Origin of the sequence: Prevotella illustrans (genome assembly GCF_017426725.1) — a bacterium.
Classification (GTDB): Bacteria; Bacteroidota; Bacteroidia; order Bacteroidales; family Bacteroidaceae; genus Prevotella; species Prevotella illustrans.
In genome coordinates this window covers 97,966-117,362 of the sequence record NZ_JAERMS010000006.1, presented here as the reverse complement: position 1 = coordinate 117,362, position 19,397 = coordinate 97,966, and the positions used below count along the sequence as shown (strand labels likewise).

Below are 19,397 nucleotides of genomic sequence, written 5' to 3'. Positions count from 1 at the left end.
TCTTCATGGTCGTTCGCTATCGATTACTTTTCGGTAATCTTTTGGTGAGCATCCATGGAGTTTTGAAAACTCTCTATAGAAGAAAGACCTGTTTCTGAATCCGCAGTCGGCAATGATTTCCGAGATTGTTTTTTTGCTGTTTTTGAGTAATTTCTCTGCTTGCTTCATCCTGTAGTCCAAGATGAAGTCATAAGGTGTGTGATTAATGAGCAGTTTCATTTTCCGGTAGAGTTGAGTTCTGCTGACAGCCATGTCTTCTGCCAGCCTGTCCGGCGAGTAATCTTCATCCATATAGCTCTCTTTCAGTTTCTCTATAGCCAGTGTGAGAAATTTGCGATCATTATCGGATAGTTTTTTCGAGTCGTATTTCCGAATGTATGCCGTTGACGTTTCCGTAAAGTCTATTATTTTTTGTTTTTCAGAGATAATGCGATCTGCCATAGCCGAGAAATAGTCCATACGGAAGGGCTTCACAATGATGGAATTGGCTCCTTTGCGGATAATGTCAACATGGTGTTCTTGACTATTCTCAGTAGTCATGACAGCCAGTGGAATATATTTAAAGGTCTCATTGCTCTTGACGGTGTCAATAAAATGTAGGTCATGTCCTGTGAGGTCATAGATGATTAGATCTACGGTGTTGGCTTCTAAAAGATGATAAGCGTCGTCTTCTATTTCTGCAGGAAGAATATGATAATCATTGTTGAGTCCGTTGATAATAAGTCGGGTCATAGATTCGTCACGTTCAATGAGAAGAATCGTTTTCCGCTTGTTGCCGATAAATTGCGTTATGGGGTCGACCTTATTCGGCACACTTCTTTTCTTATTCGGTTTCAGCATGGAGAGTGTGATGACAAAACTGTTGATTTCGGTATCGATAATCAATTCGCCTTCTATTCTTTGTAGTAGGTCATTACATACGGTGAGTCCGATGGCATGGTCGTTTTTACCGTCCGACAGTCTGTTTTCAAAGTTTTCCAGCGCCTTGTATTTGTTGTATATGATGTCAATTTCCTCTTTTGAAGGTGAATTACCCAAGTAGTTATAAGTGACCATCCATTTGTTATCTCTTTTTTGATGTGTCACTTCAATGGTCGAATCGGCTATTGCATTGGGTATGATATAGTTTAGCAGGCTGTTCAAAGCCTTGTCGAGAATTGTTTTGTCTGTTGTGATGTTGGCAATATTTTGTCTGTTGGCGATAAGCAGATTGATGTTTTTTTGATTGATAATGATAGAGAAATCGTCAAACGCCATTTTGATGGAGTTCATGAGGTCTGTTTCTTCAGGATTGATATCCGCGTCATTGGTTTCCGCACTCTGTATATCTATTAGTTGCCGTATCTGCCGATTCATTTGCAGTACGTTGGCATCAATACGGTGCATGTACTTTTTATTTGCGTGATTTGTCGTATTCTGTTTCAACATTTCCAATGCGTCGTATATTTGTGTAATGTTGTTGGTGAATCTGCCGGCCACATTTGCGAAGAATTTCAGTTTCGCCTGATGGACATCTTCTCTGCTTTGCATTTTTTGATGCTCCAACTGCATCTCGTGTCTGACCTCTATGTGTGTCTTTTTCATGAAGTATATATAACGCACAAGCAGTATAATCGCAATCATATAAAGCATGACTGCCCACCACCTTGCCCACAAGGGGAATTTGATTTCAATAGAAATGTCAAGTGTTTTCTCTGCCCATAAATGATTGGAATTGCTTTGCTTTACATGGAGAACGTACTTGCCGGGAAATAGCTTGCTTAGAATAATCTTTTTGTTTTCACCGACATTGGTCCATGATTCTTTACCACTGCCCAATATTTGTGAGCTTTCAAGCCAGTAGGCCAGTTCACAGCGGTTATTGTTGATAAAATCAAGAAGTGAGAATGAAACCTCTATGGTTCTTGCCTGATGGCTGGTTACGAGACTCTTGCCGTTCCAGACTACGTCTTCATTGTCAATACTAATCTTGTTTACTAACAGCTTGGGCATGAATTTATTCTCTTCGATCTGCATGGGAAAAATCGTGCTAATACCGTTAGTACCACCAAAATAGAGAGCGTTTCCTTCGTTTGTCGTATAATATGCGCCATCTGAAAATTCATTGCCTTGTAATCCGTCGCGATAATGGAAATTGATTGTATTATTACCAGTCTCGTCTATTCGGGCGACTCCTTTGCTTGTACTTACCCAAATGTTGTGAAACAAATCTTCACAAATTCCATGGATATTCGTATTACTCAACCCACAAGTCTTGATATATCGTGTAAAAGTAGCATTCGCATTGCCGCTTTCCATGCGGTTGAGGCCCTGAGTTGTTCCTATCCAAATTCTATTTTTATGATCTCGGAGCATTGCGATGACGTCATTACATCCCAACGATGAATTATCATTAGGGATGTTACGATAAGTTCTGAATAGTCCCGTTGACTTATCCATTCTGCTGACACCTCCGCCACGTGTGCCAGCCCAAAGATGTTTTCCGTCGTTTATCAGTGTGTAAACGACATTGCTTTTTAGTTTGTCGTTTGTTTTCCCTTCTGTATATTTCTTTATCCGTGTGACGATATTGGCTTGGAAGTTTACTTTGACAATGCCATTACCGCTGGTAGCCAAATATAGTGTCGTGTCATTATCCTGAACTATAGAGTAGACGGAGTATATTTCATGTTCATCAGATTTATTTCTGAATTTCATGCGTTGCAGCGTTTCTTGCCTAATATATGGAATGCCTATGCCGTCAGTGCCTAACCATAGGCGTCCGTCGCTTCCTTTTGTAATGGAGAATACCGCATTGTTACTGCGTCCAGGGCCGACATTGTAGTTTTTGATTAATCGCAAGCTGTCATCGCTGTATATCTTATAGGACGAAAGACCGTTTCCCTTACTTCCTAACCATAGCGTTTTCCCGTCTCTAAGAATTGCTCTCACGGGCGAAGTTATATTGCCGAGCTTGGGACTGGAGATAAAACTGTTGCTGTTGAAATATTGATAGGCCCCTTTTCCGTCGGTTCCCAGCCACAGTATGTTTTGAGTCCCTAAAAGTATAGACGATATACTGTTGCCTTTTAATATCGTATGTTTGCTTCCTTGCCGATAGATGGCGCAACCATCGTTTGTTCCTATAAATAGCTGCTCCCCTTTGCTGACTGCGCATAAAACCTCTTCGTCTGTCTGATAATTCGTTGGAGTTAAGTTGCCCGATTTGTCAATCGTGAGCAGCGTGTTGCCGTTTTTTAAGAATACCTGACGATATTGTGATTTGGGAACATACTTGGTCTCGGATGGCAATTTATGTTCTTTTATCTTTAATAGCTTATTCTTGATTAGGTGAAAGCATTTCAAGGACGACGAAGTGCCGATCCAGAGTCTGTTGTATGCGTCAAATTGTAGGAAAGCAATGTCATCTTGGAAAGAAATTTGTAATTGTTGAAACTTCTCCAGTTTCTTATTAAAGAGATACAGATGACCATGTAAATGATTCGCTATGACATTTCCCTTAGTATCGGTTGCGCATTTAAACACGTTTTCACGATAATGTGTGTCAATCTTGCTGTCTAAATAAAAACGTTTGGTTATTTTTGTTTTCTTATCCAGTCTGTTGATTCCGCCATCTGTCACAATCCACAAATGGTCACTGTCCTCTTCTAATATGTTTCGAATAATGGGATTTGTAAGTGTAGTCGTGTCGGAAATACTGGAAGAAAACCATTCAAAGTCATGCCCGTCGTATTTGTTCAGACCGTCCCAAGTGCCAAACCACATGATTCCTTGTGAATCTTGGAAAATCACATTGACAGAAGAATTACTCATGCCTTCATTGTTTGTGAGATATAAACAATTCCATTTTCGTGTTTGAGCCAACGCAAAGATACCTAATACGAGTAGAATAGATGAAAAAATGTAAGTTATAGGTTTCATTCTTGGTATAGTCGTCTGGGTTATTGTTGCAAATTTAAATATTTTTTCAGATTGCCAAATGAAATTATCTTTTATTTACGAATATATGTGTATATAAGTTTTAATTCTGTGTATTTACGTTCTAAAAATCAAAGTGTATCGTAGTATACAACTTTGCTTTTCTCATATACTGCCATCCTGGGAATACCAGTTATCTTTGCGGCGAAAATAACTATAAACCTAAAAATATGGATATTTGTAAACGAAGTGGTTCCAATCCTATTCTTCGGCCTTTGGACTTTGTTCCAGCTATCGAAGGTATGGAAATCGCCTGTCTCCTAAACCCCGGAGTATTTAAAATGGATCATCGTATTGGTCTTGTTATCCGAGTAGCGGAGCGACCCAAGCAAAAAGAAGGGAAGATTAGTTTTCCTATTTATACGAAGAGTGGTTTTAAAGTTCTTGAATTTGACAAGACTGATTCTGACCTGGATTTGTCCGATCCGCGTGTGATTACGTATCAAGGAAAAAATTATCTTACAACTTTATCTTATTTTAGATTTGCCTTCAGCGATGACGGTATTCATTTTTATGAAGATCCGGCTTTCCCTCCTGTTTTTGGTTCTCGTTCTTCTGAAGCATTTGGAATTGAAGACTGCCGTGTGGCAACTATGAAAGATGGCTACTTCCTTACTTTTACGGAGGTTTCTGCCCTTGCCGTAGGAGTTGGTATGATGGAAACGGTAGACTTTAAGCATTATACGCATCATGGAATGATATTTCCGCCTCATAATAAGGATTGTGCTATATTTGAAGAGAAAATCAATAGTAAATACTATGCGTTCCATCGCCCCAGTAGTCCGGAGCTTGGCGGAAATTATATGTGGATAGCGGAGTCTCCCGATCGGCTGCATTGGGGAAATCATATTTGTATTGCCGCAACGAGAGAAGGGCATTTCGATAGTGCACGGCTTGGTGCAGGGGCTGCACCGATAAAAACGTCGGAGGGCTGGCTTGAAATCTATCATGGCGCTACAAAAGAAAACCGTTATTGTTTAGGAGCGATGCTGCTTGATCTTGACAATCCGACCAAGGTGCTGGCTCGTTCGGAAGAACCTATTATGGAGCCGATAGCTCCTTATGAGCAAACCGGATTTTTTGGCAACGTCGTTTTCAGCAATGGGCAGATAGTGGAAGGGGATACGGTTCACATCTATTATGGCGCGTCCGATGAAGTTATTTGTACCGCAGACTTTTCTATTCGTGAGATTCTCGATACCTTGTCGGTAAAATAAATACAATTGTCGCGTATGAAAGGATTGCTTAATGAAATAAGATTTTTCAGGAGCCACGACCATAACATGAAAGTTCTGCTTTTGACAAATATGATTTATGGCTTCGTTTTACCTGTCGTAGAGATATTCGCCGGAGCCTATGTGATGCGTGATACTAATAATCCGGCTATGGTGGCTTACTATCAACTTGCTATGTACATAGGTGTTGTCACAACCTCATTGGTGAATGGATTTCTTTTGAAAGCGTTTGATGTAAGGGCTCTTTATTCTGGAGGAATCCTTATCAGTGGCGTCTCGTTGGCACTGATGATGAACATTCAAGGACTGGGTTTTGTGGCCTTGGGCTTAGCAGGTTTCTTCTTAGGAGCCGCCTCTGGTTTTTTCTGGACGAATCGTTATCTGCTAGCCTTGTATAATACGAACGATGAAAACCGTAATTATTATTTTGGTCTTGAATCATTCTTCTTTTCCGTGGCCAGCATTACAGTTCCATTAGTTGTAGGTGGCTTCATTGGAGGGATGGACGGAAGGACATTCCTTGGGATTGTTTTCAATATTAGTACATGCTATAAGGTTGTTACCGGCTGTGTTTTTCTGTTGACGATTATCGCCAGTTGGGTGTTATGGAAAGGCTGTTTTTTCATGCCTAAAGATATTAAGTTCTTGCATTTTCGTTTCCATGTACTTTGGCGCAAAATGCTTCTGCTGGCTTCACTCAAAGGTATGGTGCAAGGATTTCTCGTGACGGCTCCGGCCATTCTTGTCATGAAATTTATAGGTAATGAAGGCGCTCTTGGTCTTATCCAGGGAATTTCGGGCGCGCTGACAGCCGTACTTGTATATGTATTGGGACGTTTAGCTCGACCGCAGGATCGTCTGTGGATATTTTTGGGCAGTGTACTTGTATTCTTTGTCGGCACTCTTTTCAATGGAATCTTGTTCTCTGCAGCCGGTGTCATAGTCTTTGTACTGTGTAAGGTTATTTTTCAGCCTTTGTTCGATTTGGCTTATTATCCCGTGATGATGCGAACGATCGATATTGTCGCAAAGATTGAAAATTGCAATGAATATACTTATATCATGAGCCATGAGTTTGGGTTGTTTGCCGGCCGTGCTTTTGGACTTCTACTTTTTATAGCATTAGTCTATTTCGTATCAGAGACTTTTGCCTTGAAGTTTGCGCTTATTGTTGTAGGCGGTCTGCAAATGTTGGCTTATCCTTTGTCAAAGAATATTAGTAATCGGTCTAACCAACTATCAACAGAAACGAATGATGAAACCAAGTAAACTATTTTCCCTTGTCTTGCTATCTGCCGTATTTACTACGGCGGCTGCAACAACACGCCCGGTAAAACAAGTGGCAATTTCCCGTATAGAACAAATGCCGGACATGCCTTCGTCATATCAAATGCTTAACTGGTATGAAAAGGCCCGTAAATTTGACGCGTATGTCTTTGACTGGAATAATAAGGGGGAGCTGGGCCCATTAATTTGGGAAGACGACAGCTGTCGTAATGTGAAGCAGAAAACATTTGGTCTCTATACAACCTTAGGCGATATTCGGCAAGGCCCTCTTCATCACGGTGGGGAGTTTCATGAGTCTCTGAACTCTCTCACGGCAATCCTGGGAGCTGGTCTTGTCGGGATTGATAAAACCAACCAGGATGGTAGAAATTATGTGAAGATGCTTCAAAACTTCTTCAATAGTGATAATGGATGGAATATTATCATGAACAACACGAATCCTCAAGTCGCCAATCTGGGGGGCGGATATGGCCGCGACTGGTGGTATGATGTTCTTCCTAACGCCTTGTATTACGCAGTTTGTGATGTGTTTCCCCATGTGAAAGGTTCTGAGTCCATCATGCGTAGTATTGCTGAACAGTTTGCCAAGGCCGACTCTGTTTTGGCCGGGAACTATGACTATAGCTATTTTGACTATGGAAAGATGCGTGGTGGGCGTAGTCAAATACCTTACCAGCAGGATGCGGCAGGTGGTCATTCCTATGTGTTGCTTTGTGCTTATAAGAAGTTTGGCGAAGGTCGCTATCTTCGGCATGCGGAATCGGCTATTGAAGCGTTACTCGCTCAAAAGGAAAGTTGTTTTTATGAAGCTTTACTGCCATTAGGATGCTATACAGCAGCTTATTTGAATGCCGTTGAAGGTAAAAAATATGACGTCCATAAACTGCTTGATTGGGTCTTTGATGGCTGTAAGAGCCCTACAGGCCGTACCGGTTGGGGAATAATCGTAGGTAAATGGGGCGCTTATGATGTCAGCGGTCTGCAGGGAAGTATTACCGATGGAGGAGGATATGCTTTCTTAATGAATAGCGTTAAGCCCGCCTGGCCTTTCGTGCCCATGGTAAAGTATGCCCCTCAGTATGCCAATGCCATTGGTAAATGGATGCTGAACAATGCCAGCGCCTGTCGCCTTTTCTTTCCGGGATGTATTGACATAAATCATCAGTGGGCGCCCGAACTAAGGAATCTTACCGATAATAATGTGGCCTACGAGGGCCTACGTAAGGCTGACGATTATGGTAAGGCGGAATTAAAGAATGTTAGCCCGGTGGCTATCGGCGATGGCCCCAAATGGATAGAAGGTAATCCGACGACGACCATGATGAGCGTCTATAGTACGGCTCCTATTGGTATTTTGGGGGCTGTTGTCGATACAACGGAAGTAAAAGGGATTCTTCGTCTCAATTGTAATGTTACGGATTTTTACAGCGATCGCACTTATCCCGTGTACCTTTATTATAATCCCTATGCTTCAGAAGAAAATGTAACTTATAAGGTGAGTGGAAAATGCTGTGATTTATATGATGTCATCAGCAAGAAGTATGTAGCACGTAATGTTACAAGTAATAAACGGATAAAAATTCCGGCGAAGTCTTCTCGTCTCATCTATGAGATTCCGGCAGGAACTCGGTTAAAGTTCGAAAACGGACGTATTATCGCAAATAATCATATTATATCCTATAATTAATAATTAAACAGTTAATCTATGAAAAGGCAGTTAATATTACTACTGATTGCATTGGCTTTTTCTATAGCAACATTCGCACAGTCAGAAAAGGTCATAACAGGTTCTGTATCGGATCGTACGACAGGTGAGCCGCTTATTGGCGCAACGGTTACCGAAAGTGGAACTTCCAATGGTACGATTACGGACGCGGACGGTCATTATCGACTAAAGATTAAATCTAACCAAATCAATGTATCTTATGTAGGTTATACTACAATGACGCTTAAGACTTTAAAGGACGGGAATTATGATGTTCGCTTGGAGTCCGACAATGCGCTTAACGAAGTGGTTGTCGTAGGCTATGGCACGCAGCGCAAGAGCGATCTTACCGGAGCATTGTCATCAATAGGCGAAAGGGATATAAAGAACTACGCAACATCAAACGTGTCGAATCTTCTTGCCGGTAAGGCTGCCGGCGTATTTGTAGGTACGAGCAGCGGCCAACCGGGTTCTGACGCGGTAGTTCGTGTTCGTGGTTTAGGAACGGTCAATGACAACAATCCGCTCTATGTCGTGGACGGACAGTTTATGGACAATATGAGTAGTGTCAATCCTGCGGATATCGAACGGATGGAAGTTCTGAAAGATGCCTCTGCCTGTGCTATCTATGGTTCGCGTGGTTCAAATGGTGTTATTCTTATTACGACTAAGGGTGGCCTTAAGGGGCAAACCGTTGTCAATCTGGATGCTTCTATAGGTTTTAGAAGTTCTTATAAAGCCTTAAATATGATGAACAGCGATGAATATTATGATTTCATCACGACTGCGTATGGTAGTGATCCTACTTTTGATAAAACCCGTTTTACAAATCAGTATAAGAAAGGTTACAATACAGACTGGTGGGATGAAGTGACTCGCAATGCGTTCAATCAAAACTACAACCTATCTGTTCGTACAGGCAACGCTAATTCGCGTACAACCGTCAGTGTAGGCTATGTCGATGAGCAAGGTGCCATTATTGAAACTGGTTTTAAGCGTCTCAGCGCACGTCTTTCGCAGGAGTACGATATAAATAAGTATATCACCATAGGTGGGATTGTTAATTTGGCAAAGATGAAAAAGAAAGATTCCGGAGCTCTTCCTTCTTTCGAGTTCATTCAGAAAGCAGATCCCTTTACCCCTGTTATCAATCCACTCGTAGATCCTTCTTCCGAGAACTATGAGTATAACAAGTGGGCTCCTACCGAATGGTCATTTGATCCAAATCCTGTCTCAGTTCTGAAACTAATTGATCGTCATAATGGTTTGTTCAATGTGTTTGGTCATGCTTTTGTTAAAATAAATTTCACCCAAGCCCTCTCTTACCGCGTTCAGTTCAGTTTTGAGCGAAATCAAGATACTTTCAAGAGTTTCCGACCCATTTATTCGGCCGTCTTCTCGGATGATATGTTGGGAAACCGTGAAAGTAAGTATAATACGCAGACAGAGCTTACTAACAATTCGGCAACGGTAAGCAATCATCTTGTAGAGCAGCGACTGAATTATAATAAGAATTTTGACAAACATCATCTTGACGCGATGGTTGCGATGACCTATGAGAAGAATATGTCGGAGGGAATCAACGCCTTTAAGCGTGTAGCCTTGGGTAATGATGAGGTATATCGTATTCTCAGCGCTCAGACTACGGGTGATCAGACTTCTGGTGATAAGGTTGTAACCTCCATGCTTTCTTATCTTGGCCGTATAAACTATTCGTATGATGACCGTTATCTGGCTACTGTAAGTTTTCGTGCAGACGGTTCTTCACGTTTTGCCAAGGATAACCGTTGGGGGTATTTCCCTTCGCTTTCGCTGGGATGGCGTTTGTCAAATGAAAAGTTTTTTCGGCAATCCTCGCTCGCTAAGCTGTTTGATAACATGAAGCTACGTGTCGGATGGGGACAAAATGGCAATCAACGCATCGACGCGACAGCCCCACTGACGCTTATAGGGACGAACAATGAAATGCAGTGGTACTTTGGAAATGGCTATGCTCAAGGATATGTGCCCACTTATCAGGGAAATGCAGATATTAAGTGGGAGACGTCTCAGCAAACAAATATCGGACTTGATGTAACATTGTTTCATAACGCTCTTGACATGAGTCTGGACTTTTATGTAAAACAAACAAAGGATATGCTGCTTAATATGCCAATTCCATCATTCGGCGCATTCCCCAATAGTCCATTCTTCAATGCAGGTGATCTGAAGAATACCGGTTTCGAATTTGTAATGAACTATCGCAATCATGTGGGCGACTTCAATTATCATGCAGGTGTCAATCTGTCTACTTACAAGACGAAAGTTACCAAGCTGACCTCTGATTATCTGACAGGTTCTGTTAGTCGTACGTATGAAGGAGGTCCTATAGGGCGTTTTTACGGTTATAAGCAGCTGGGCATTTTCCAAAATCAGTCCGAGATTGATAGCTATGTAGACAAGGAAGGTAACAAGATTCAGCCGAATGCGCACCCTGGTGATTTCAAGTTTGCTAAATTGGGTGAGAAAGGTGTTCTCAATGACGATGATGACCGTACATTTATAGGTGATCCGAACCCGGACGTCATCTATGGATTTAATCTTGGATTCGAGTACAAAGGATTTGACTTTAATGTGGCATTCCAAGGAACGATAGGTAATGATATCTACAATGTAGCCAAGGGAACGCTTGCGGTGGTCGGCTATCAAAATGCCCTTGCCGATGCTTATAACAAGGCGTGGCGTGTGGAGGGAGACAGGGCGGTATATCCACGTATTACTACAAGTAATGACAATAATAACTATCGGGTGTCGAGCTTTATGGTTGAAGACGGTTCGTATCTTCGTCTGCAAAATTTGCAGGTTGGCTATACTTTGCCTTCTAAATTAATGGCTTCGTTTAAGTATATCTCTTCTTGTAGAGTCTATGTTTCTGCCCAAAATCTGTTTACAATTACGGGCTATAGTGGCCTCGATCCTGATTTGGGCGTCTCGAATCCACTCAACATGGGCTACGATTCAACTCGTTATCCGTCGTCACGGACAATTATGTTCGGTGTAAACTTACAGTTCTAATCTAAAAAATAGTGATCATGAAAAAAATATTTTTGAGTATTGTCACACTTGCGTTTGGCTTCTCTTTCATTTCTTGTGACCTTGACGAGCCAAGCTATGGCAAGACTACGAGCAATAACTTTTATAAGAAGCAAAGTGACATTGCGGAAGCGCTAACCGGGGCCTACCTGCAGTTGCGTACAACTTGGAATGAGTATGCCCTTAATTTCTATTTCGTGGGTGATTGTTCTACTGACGACGCGCTTAAAGGTAGTTCTGATGGTGACCGTGCTGAAGTAATGGAGTTGCAAAACTTCATGGTTTACACTACGAACGGGGAGGTTGGACGTCGCTGGGAAATTCTCTATCGCTTGATCAATCGTTGTAATGATGTTATAGCTCACGCAATGGATGCTCAAGGTGATAAGGATATTCTTACCCGTTATATGAACGAAGCTAAGGCACTCCGTGCTTTTGGCTACTATAGCCTTGTGACGACTTTCGGTGGAGTTCCTCTCATAACAAGTCCGATGCAACCTGAAGAAATTCTTCGTGTACCGAGAGCTTCGGCAGATGATGTTTATAAGCAGATTGTCAGTGATTTGAATGATGCGGCGGCCTTACCGGCTAAGGACAAGTATTCGACCGAAGAACAGTATCATCTGACTCGTGGCTTTGCGAAAACCATGCTTGCGAAGACCTATATGTTTCGTGGCGATTTCCAAAATGCGGAGAAGGTTCTGCGTGATATAGTGGAGACAGATCATGATTATGCCCTTTTGCCGGATTATGGAATGAATTGGCGTAAAGAATATGAAAACAGTAGCGAGTCAGTATTCGAACTTCCCAACAAGGTATATGATAAAAGCATTGCAACGGGAACAAACGTGCCGCATTTTTTCACTTCGCGTGATGTTCCGGGCTATCAAGGGTATGGCTTCCATGTTCCAACAACAGATCTTTTCAATGCCTTTGATAAGGATGACCCACGTCAAACTTACGTATTCACCCGTACAGGTGACCGTTATGTCGGTGACAAGCAGGCTCAGGATAATCATCAGAGCGCGACAGGCTTTCATGATTACAAGATGACAGTGCCAAGTGTAGACAAAGCAGGGTTTGATGTTTGGATGATTTCCTATAATATTCGTTTGATAAGATATGCCGATGTTCTCCTTCTGTACGCAGAGGCTTTGAATGAGAATGGCAAGGCGCCAGAAGCTCTTAAATATCTGAATCAGGTTCGTCAACGGGCCCGTAATACAAATCCGATGGATCCCCGCAAGGATCAGCAGGCTTATGTACCGGTTGTCACTGCTCGGACACTGCCTGATATCACGGTGACGAATAAAGATGAGCTACGAGAGATTATCTGGCACGAGCGTCGTGTAGAATTGGCGATGGAAGGATGGCGTCGTGATGACCTCATGCGCCAGCGTCGGTTTGGAGAAGTCATGAAGGCCTATGCAGCAAAGTACAATGTGCAAAAAGGCCGCAATTTCAATGACAAACGTGACTATCTGTTACCAATTCCACAAGGAGAGATTGATAAGAGTAACAATGTTCTTACGCAGAATCCTGAATATTAATCTCTGTGTAATACGAAAGAACTGGCAAAGAGCCGGAATTACAGTTCGACGACTGTAATTCCGGCTCCGCCGAATTGCACATGCTCGTCGCGAAAGTTGGTTACGTTGGGAACTGTGGACAGATACTGCCGGATGAGTTGGCGAAGGATACCATTACCTTTACCGTGCAGGATTCTGACTTGTTGCATGCCTACCAGAATCGCGTCGTCGATGAAATATTGTACGGCACTCAATGCTTCGTCGCCACGCATGCCTCTGACATCCAGATCCTGATGGAAGTTGTTCTTGTGGACGTCAATCGTGTCGCGAGTGGCGCGACTTACCTGATAAGCCATTTGGCCGGCCAGTCGTTCCGCGGGTGATTCCTCCGTCTTTTGGTTTGCCGCGAGCTCCAATCGATCCACTTTCATCTTTGTGCGCATGTCACCAAAGATGACACTGGCCATCTTGCCTTCGATGTTTTCAATCTTACCGACACTCTTCAAGCCCTTGATTCTTACGGTATCACCGATTTGCAGAGGGCTGTCCTCTTCGTGCTTTTCCTGTCGGAGGGTAGCGCCCTTTCTGATGGCTTCGGCAGCTTGCGCTTCCTGATTAGCCTTGTTCTTCTTACGGTTGGCACTTCGTTCCCGGCGTTGCTTGATTTGTTCTATCTTCCTGGCGATGGCTTCGTCATTCTCTTCTTGTGTTTTCTCGATGAGGATATTCTCCTCAAATGCCTTCAGTTCTTGACGAATCTTTCGGGTTTCTTCCTTTTCGGCCTGGTGTTCCTTGATTTCACGTATCGTATTTTCAATGCGCTTATTGCTTTCTTTCAGTAATTCTTCAGCCTGTTGGCGAGCTTTCTGCATGATCTCCTTTCGACTTTTCTCCAGCGCTTCTATTTCTGCCTCATAACGCGAAATCGTTTTTTCCATATCCTTTTCACGCTGATGAATACTCTGGCGCTTGTTTTCCCAATAGCGTTTGTCGCGCACGATATCCTGCAGATACTTGTCGCTTTGGATGTAATCGTTACCCACGATTTCCGACGCGTCCTGAATAACCTCTTCGGGGAGTCCGATCTTTCGGGCTATCTCAATGGCAAAGCTGCTGCCGGGCCGGCCGATGGCCAGCTGAAAGAGCGGGCGCATCTCATGACGGTCGTAGAGCATGGCGCCATTGGCAACGCCTTCGTGGCTGTCGGCGAAGTGTTTCAGATTCTGGTAGTGGGTCGTAATGACGCCAAACGCTTGCTTCTTGCAGAATTGGCCCAGCACGCTTTCGGCGATGGCACCGCCAATCTGCGGCTCCGTTCCCGTGCCAAACTCGTCAATCAGGATGAGCGTCTTGTCGTTGGCATGCTTCATCATGTTCTTCATATTCAGCAAATGGCCGGAATAGGTACTCAAATCATTCTCTAAGCTCTGTTCGTCGCCGATGTCGATCATGATATTTTGAAAGACACCCGTTGTAGAGCGCTCACCCAAAGGAATGCCGATCCCCATTTGAAGCATGTATTGCAGCAGCCCAACCGTCTTCAGGCAAACGGATTTACCGCCGGCATTGGGGCCGGATATAATCAGGATGCGCTTGTCGGCGGTCAGGGTTATGTCGAGAGGTACGACCTCTTTGGTCTTGGCCAGTATTGGGTGGCGTGCCCTAATCCAGTCGATGTGCGGCGTTTCTTCAACATTAGGCTCGAAAGCCTGCATGCCGATGGCCACATGGGCCTTGGCCTGTATAAAGTCGATTTGCGCCATCAGTACGTATGATCGCAGCATTTCGGGCGCTTCCGGACGGATTTTATTCGTGATGTCGGTCAGAATCTTGATAATCTCCTGCCGTTCGTCACTTTCCAATTCCCTGATTTTGTTGTTGGCCTCGACCACCTCTGTCGGCTCTATGTAAACCGTTCGGCCCGTTGCGCTTTCGTCGTGGACAATACCCTGAATCTTTCTTTTCAGTCCGGGAGCCACAGGAATGACGAGACGTCCGTCTCTCAATGTAGGTGTCACGTCCTTGTCGACAAGGCCTTCGCTTTGTGCGGCGTGCAGAATGCTGTAGAGCGTGCGCGAAATGCTTCCTTCCATGCGGGCCAGCTCTCGGCGGATATCCCGAAGGGCAGGCGAAGCCGTGTCGCGAATGTGGCCAAACTTGTCGAGAATCTGGTCGATACGCTGGATGATGGTCGGATAAGTTGTCACCTCTTCGGCCAATAGTGCCAGCGTGGGATATTCGGGTTGTTCGTCCGTTGCTGACGGAACGAGGAATTTCTTGATGCGATGCAACGTGTCGAGTGACCGGCGTAAGTCGAAAAGTTCGCTTTCCTCTAAGTGAGTATTGACTATTCTGACCCGCTTGAGAGCCTCTCTGACATCGTGGAAGTTGTCTGACGGGAAATCTTCCTGCTTCTCAATAATACGCCTGAACTCTCTGATTTCGGCCATCTTGGCGTTAATCGCGCGGGCGTCGGTCAGAAAAGAGAGATAGTCTACCAGCTCTTTTCCAAGCGTTGACAGACAATGTTCTTTGATGATGTTACGGATTTCGTGGAATCCGATCTTTGTTTCAAAATTATCCGGATAAATCATTTAGCTTCGGTTGTTTCATTTACCAAGTAGGCAATGTTCAGATAAGGAATGCCCGAGTTGGTTTGTAGCCCAATCTCGCACGTACGGCTGTTGGAATAGCCCACTTCGATAGCGGCCTTCTCTATTTGCGGACGCAGCTTGCGGAGCGCGTATCTGTTCAGTTCGGGATGCGTAAAACCTTTATCACCGGCAAAGGCGCAACATCCGATACCGTCGGGAACCAACACGTGGTCGGAGCAGAGTGTCGCCAATTCTATCATTCGGTCGGTCAATCCCATTTCGCGGGTGGAGCAAGTGACGTGAATGGCGATCTTCTTGTGTGTGGGATGGAAGACGAGTCGGTCTTTCAGATAAGTCATGATAAATTCTACAGGTTCGTAGAGCTTCATTTTCGTGAAGACCTTGCGCATGCGATGCAAACAAGGACTTTGGTCGCATACCACGGGATAGCGCCCTTCTTCGCTGGCTTTCCATAACGCCTCTTCCAGTTCGGCGCTCTTGCGGTCGGCAATATCCATCATGCCTTTGCTTTCCCAAATCTGGCCGCAGCACATACGTTGCATGCCCTCGGGGAAGATTACTTCGTAGCCGGCCTTGTTCATCAGGCTTACCATTTCGTCTACGACTGTATTCTTGACGGGCGCGCCTTTGGCTAATCCCATCGTTTGGTTGATACAGCTGGGGAAATAAACGACTTTCAACGGCGTACCGTCTTTTTGTAATCGATTCTTAGGCTGTTGCGGCTGGCGGGTGGGGCAGGGCATGGCCACCGTCCATAAGGGCATACCGGCTTTATGCAGCACTTCGGTGACAGCCGTCATCATCCTGTCGCCCAGAATGCTGTGACCCAAGTGGGCCAAGTCGAGTACGCCGCGCAGACAGTTCTTAATGCCGGCCATGTGGTTGGCGCCAAATTCTCCCGCCTTATAGCCCGGATTGTTGTTGAGCATATTGAGTTGGCGGATGAGATGGGTGAGGTTGCCCGTGTTGATCTTCATGGGGCAGCTGGTGGCGCAAAGTCCGTCGGAGGCGCAGGTCTGGTCTCCCGGATAGCGATATTGTTCCCGTAGCTTTTGCAGAAGCGTGGGATTCTCTCCCGTTTCCTCTAAGCGACTGATTTCCCGTTGAATGGCAATGCGCATGCGAGAGGACAAGGTGAGTCCGCAAGAGACGCAATTCACTTCACAAAAGCCACACTCGATACACTTGTTGGCGTCTTTTACGCCTTGAATCATGGCTTGTGTCGACGATTTGCCTTGCTCCGGTGTCAGATATTTTTCCCCATCGGGAATCTTCTCGTATGGGAAGCGCAGTTCAGGCAGGTCTTTAAGATTCTGCGTGAAGCAATTAGGGTCGTCATTGAAGATGACGCCCGGGTTGAGTAAGCCTTTCGGATCGAAGATCGCTTTCAATTCCTTCATCACCTCGAAAGCCTCGTCGCCCCACTCGTATCTTACGAAGGGCGCCATGTTACGACCTGTACCGTGTTCGGCTTTCAGCGAACCGTCAAACTCCTTGACGACAAGTTCCGTCACGTCGCGCATCATCTTCTCGTACCGTTTCACCTCCGTGTCGCTTTTAAAGCTTTGATTCAGGATGAAATGGTAGTTGCCCGCGAACGCGTGCCCATAGATGCAGGCGTCGTCGTAGCCATGGTCGGCAATGAGTTTTTGTAGTTTTACGGTTGCTTCCGGCAGGTCTTCTATGTGGAAAGCCACATCCTCAATCAGACAAGATGTTCCTATGGGACGCGTTCCGCCGACCGAGGGAAAGATACCCGAGCGAATGGCCCAATACTTGCCGTAGACTTCCGGATCTTCCGTGAATGAAGTCGGCCGGTAGAGGTCGAACTGCCGCAATACGTCGAGAATCGTATTGATGTTTTGTTGCAGAGCCTCGTGCGAGACGGCTTTCGTTTCGGTGAGGACGGCGGTCAGGCCTTGGTAATTTCCGGGCGTGACACCGCTGACGTTGTGTGCGTCAACGTCTTTTTGATATTGCAGGAAAATAGGATCGTTTACGGCACTCAGCGACTTGTAGTCGAGCGTTTCGGCACTCTTCACCATTAAATTCTCCGCGCTCATGGCCAAGTCCTGAACGCTCGAGATGAGTTCTTTCAGTTTGACAATGGCCTCGCAACTTTCCCTCATCGACTTGAAATAGACCATGGCCGACGCTTTGAAAGGATAGTCCTTGAGCGTCTTCATGGTCACTTCGGACAAAAAGGCCAGCGTGCCTTCGGAGCCTACCATGCAGTGGGCCATGATTTCAAACGGATCATCGTAGGCGATGAGCGGGCGCAGATTGAGTCCTGTCACGTTCTTGATGCTGTATTTGTAGCGAATGCGGTCGGCGAGGGGAGTGTTGGCTCTGACTTTGTCACGCAACTGTTCAAGTTGCAGGATGAATTGGGGGTGAGATTTGCGAAAAGCCTCTTTACTTTCCTCACTGCCGGTGTCTACGATTGTTCCGTCGGACAAAACGAGTCGGGCGCTGACAAGCATGCGGTCGCTGTTGGCATGTACGCCACAATTCATGCCCGAGGCGTTGTTGCTCACGATTCCGCCTACCATGGCACTGCCAATCGACGCGGGGTCGGGCGGGAATACTCTGCCAAGCGGCTTCAGTATCTGATTGACCTTGCCACCGACGACACCCGGCTGCAGTCTGATTTTCTGCCCGTCTTCCAATATCTCATACCGTTCCCAGTTCTTGCCCGCCACGATGAGGACCGAGTCGCTTACGCTTTGGCCGGAGAGAGAGGTTCCCGCAGCCCGGAAAGTATAGGGAATCCGGTATTTGTCGCAGACCTGTATAATCTTCGACAGTTGTCGCTCGCCATTCGAACGGATGACGACTTTCGGTGTTAAGCGATAGAAACCGGCGTCCGTACCCCAAGCAAAGGTTCGGAGTTCGTCCGTATAAATTTGCTGATTATCCAAGAATTGCCGGATATCATTTAAGAATAGATCATAGCGTAGCGGCTCCATAGCGTCCCCCCTCAAAATATGTTCATATATATATGTATTGCAAAATTAATGATTAATTTCCGTTTCCCGATGCTATCGCGCAGGCTAAATCTGCATTTTCCTGCGAGTTTGTCGTTTCTGTCGCGTATATATGCTATCTTTGTTGCATAATTACAATAGAATAATGAACGTAATCGAAACGAAAATCGAAGGAGTGGTTATCATCGAACCAAAATTGTTTCATGATGGCAGGGGCTACTTTTTCGAGTCATATTCGCGGCGCGACTTTGACGAACGGGTACAGACCGTAGCGTTTTGCCAGGACAATGAGAGCAAGTCAGGCTATGGTGTTTTGCGTGGTTTGCACTTTCAGCGCCCTCCCTACGCGCAAAGCAAATTGGTAAGAGTGATTCGTGGAGCCGTGCTTGACGTGGCGGTAGACATTCGCAAGGGGTCGCCAACCTACGGACAATGGGTCGGCTGCGAGATGACGGAAGACAATCACCGCCAGTTTTTCATCCCCCGCGGCTTTGCCCACGGCTTTTCCGTGTTGAGCGAGACGGCCGTTTTTCTGTATAAATGCGATAATTTCTATCATCCCGAGGCCGAAGGTGCCCTGGCGTTTGACGATCCGCAATTAGCCATTGATTGGCAAATACCTGCCGACAAGATTGTTCTTTCGGAGAAAGATAAGCACCATCCATTGCTGAAAGAGCTGGATAGTCCGTTTGTTTATGGTAAATGCTATGACTGACCGTCTGCCATCGTTAGGAAATATGTATTTGTTACAGATAGCCTGACGGCGGTTTAAATCTTCTGAATATTCTTTACAAAACGCTGAAAGATTCTGAATCAAAAGAAAGTTGATTGGATTTACGGGCGTTATTTCCCGTTTTTGATGAAATGCGCAAGTAGCTGTATATTAGCTGTTTACGAATTTTAGACAAGTGGAAGTTTCGCTTTTGGTGTCCCATTGCTATGCTTTTGGCCTGTAATAGCGGCCCTTTGACGATGTAAAAGCATAGCAA

9 protein-coding genes are annotated in these 19,397 nt (G+C 45.0%); 6 read left to right on the top strand and 3 right to left on the bottom strand.

Translation table 11 applies throughout. The features are described 5' to 3' along the window. Window positions 1–3 precede the first annotated feature (3 nt). Window positions 4–3,813 (bottom strand): two-component regulator propeller domain-containing protein, encoded by a 3,810-nt coding sequence (locus JHU38_RS03735; RefSeq protein ID WP_158267263.1) that lies wholly within the window; start codon window positions 3,811–3,813, stop codon window positions 4–6. 335 nt (window positions 3,814–4,148) lie between these two features. Here JHU38_RS03735 and JHU38_RS03730 point away from each other — a divergent pair, with 335 nt between their 5' ends. From JHU38_RS03730 to JHU38_RS03710, 5 genes are read left to right on the top strand one after another with little or no spacing between them, the layout of a single operon-like run. Then, entirely contained in the window at window positions 4,149–5,195 is a 1,047-nt protein-coding gene (locus tag JHU38_RS03730) for a glycoside hydrolase family 130 protein (protein ID WP_107581045.1), read from the top strand. Between the two features lie 15 nt (window positions 5,196–5,210). Beyond that, complete coding sequence (locus JHU38_RS03725; protein ID WP_107581044.1) at window positions 5,211–6,482, top strand: MFS transporter; 1,272 nt, start codon at window positions 5,211–5,213, stop codon at window positions 6,480–6,482. Then, the gene (locus tag JHU38_RS03720; RefSeq protein ID WP_394370894.1) at window positions 6,469–8,187 is read left to right on the top strand and encodes a hypothetical protein; all 1,719 of its coding nucleotides are present in this window, start codon (window positions 6,469–6,471) and stop codon (window positions 8,185–8,187) included. The genes JHU38_RS03725 and JHU38_RS03720 overlap by 14 nt, the downstream gene beginning before the upstream one ends. Before the next feature lie 18 nt (window positions 8,188–8,205). Continuing rightward, window positions 8,206–11,259: a SusC/RagA family TonB-linked outer membrane protein gene (locus JHU38_RS03715; protein ID WP_107581042.1), complete on the top strand. Its 3,054-nt coding sequence runs from the start codon at window positions 8,206–8,208 to the stop codon at window positions 11,257–11,259. Window positions 11,260–11,276: 17 nt separating this feature from the next. Next, window positions 11,277–12,827: a RagB/SusD family nutrient uptake outer membrane protein gene (locus tag JHU38_RS03710; RefSeq protein ID WP_107581041.1), complete on the top strand. Its 1,551-nt coding sequence runs from the start codon at window positions 11,277–11,279 to the stop codon at window positions 12,825–12,827. A 38-nt stretch (window positions 12,828–12,865) separates the two neighbouring features. Here the strand turns inward: JHU38_RS03710 and JHU38_RS03705 are convergent, their stop codons facing one another. Next, entirely contained in the window at window positions 12,866–15,400 is a 2,535-nt protein-coding gene (locus JHU38_RS03705) for an endonuclease MutS2 (RefSeq protein WP_107581040.1), read from the bottom strand. Continuing rightward, window positions 15,397–18,390: an FAD-binding and (Fe-S)-binding domain-containing protein gene (locus JHU38_RS03700; RefSeq protein WP_107581039.1), complete on the bottom strand. Its 2,994-nt coding sequence runs from the start codon at window positions 18,388–18,390 to the stop codon at window positions 15,397–15,399. The genes JHU38_RS03705 and JHU38_RS03700 overlap by 4 nt, the downstream gene beginning before the upstream one ends. Before the next feature lie 163 nt (window positions 18,391–18,553). On the opposite strand from JHU38_RS03700, the gene rfbC reads away from it, so the two are divergent. Further along, window positions 18,554–19,123 carry a dTDP-4-dehydrorhamnose 3,5-epimerase gene (rfbC, locus tag JHU38_RS03695; protein ID WP_107581038.1) on the top strand — a complete coding sequence of 190 codons (570 nt, stop codon included), beginning with the start codon at window positions 18,554–18,556 and terminating at the stop codon, window positions 19,121–19,123. Window positions 19,124–19,397 lie beyond the last annotated feature (274 nt).

Excerpts from the sequence above, each read along its gene's own strand:
- JHU38_RS03715 (WP_107581042.1), top strand. The coding sequence starts at position 8,206 with ATGAAAAGGCAGTTAATATTACTACTGATTGCATTGGCTTTTTCTATA.
- JHU38_RS03700 (WP_107581039.1), bottom strand. The coding sequence starts at position 18,390 with ATGGAGCCGCTACGCTATGATCTATTCTTAAATGATATCCGGCAATTC.
- JHU38_RS03730 (WP_107581045.1), top strand. The coding sequence starts at position 4,149 with ATGGATATTTGTAAACGAAGTGGTTCCAATCCTATTCTTCGGCCTTTG.
- JHU38_RS03720 (WP_394370894.1), top strand. The coding sequence starts at position 6,469 with ATGAAACCAAGTAAACTATTTTCCCTTGTCTTGCTATCTGCCGTATTT.
- JHU38_RS03735 (WP_158267263.1), bottom strand. The coding sequence starts at position 3,813 with ATGAGTAATTCTTCTGTCAATGTGATTTTCCAAGATTCACAAGGAATC.
- JHU38_RS03710 (WP_107581041.1), top strand. The coding sequence starts at position 11,277 with ATGAAAAAAATATTTTTGAGTATTGTCACACTTGCGTTTGGCTTCTCT.
- rfbC (WP_107581038.1), top strand. The coding sequence starts at position 18,554 with ATGAACGTAATCGAAACGAAAATCGAAGGAGTGGTTATCATCGAACCA.
- JHU38_RS03705 (WP_107581040.1), bottom strand. The coding sequence starts at position 15,400 with ATGATTTATCCGGATAATTTTGAAACAAAGATCGGATTCCACGAAATC.
- JHU38_RS03725 (WP_107581044.1), top strand. The coding sequence starts at position 5,211 with ATGAAAGGATTGCTTAATGAAATAAGATTTTTCAGGAGCCACGACCAT.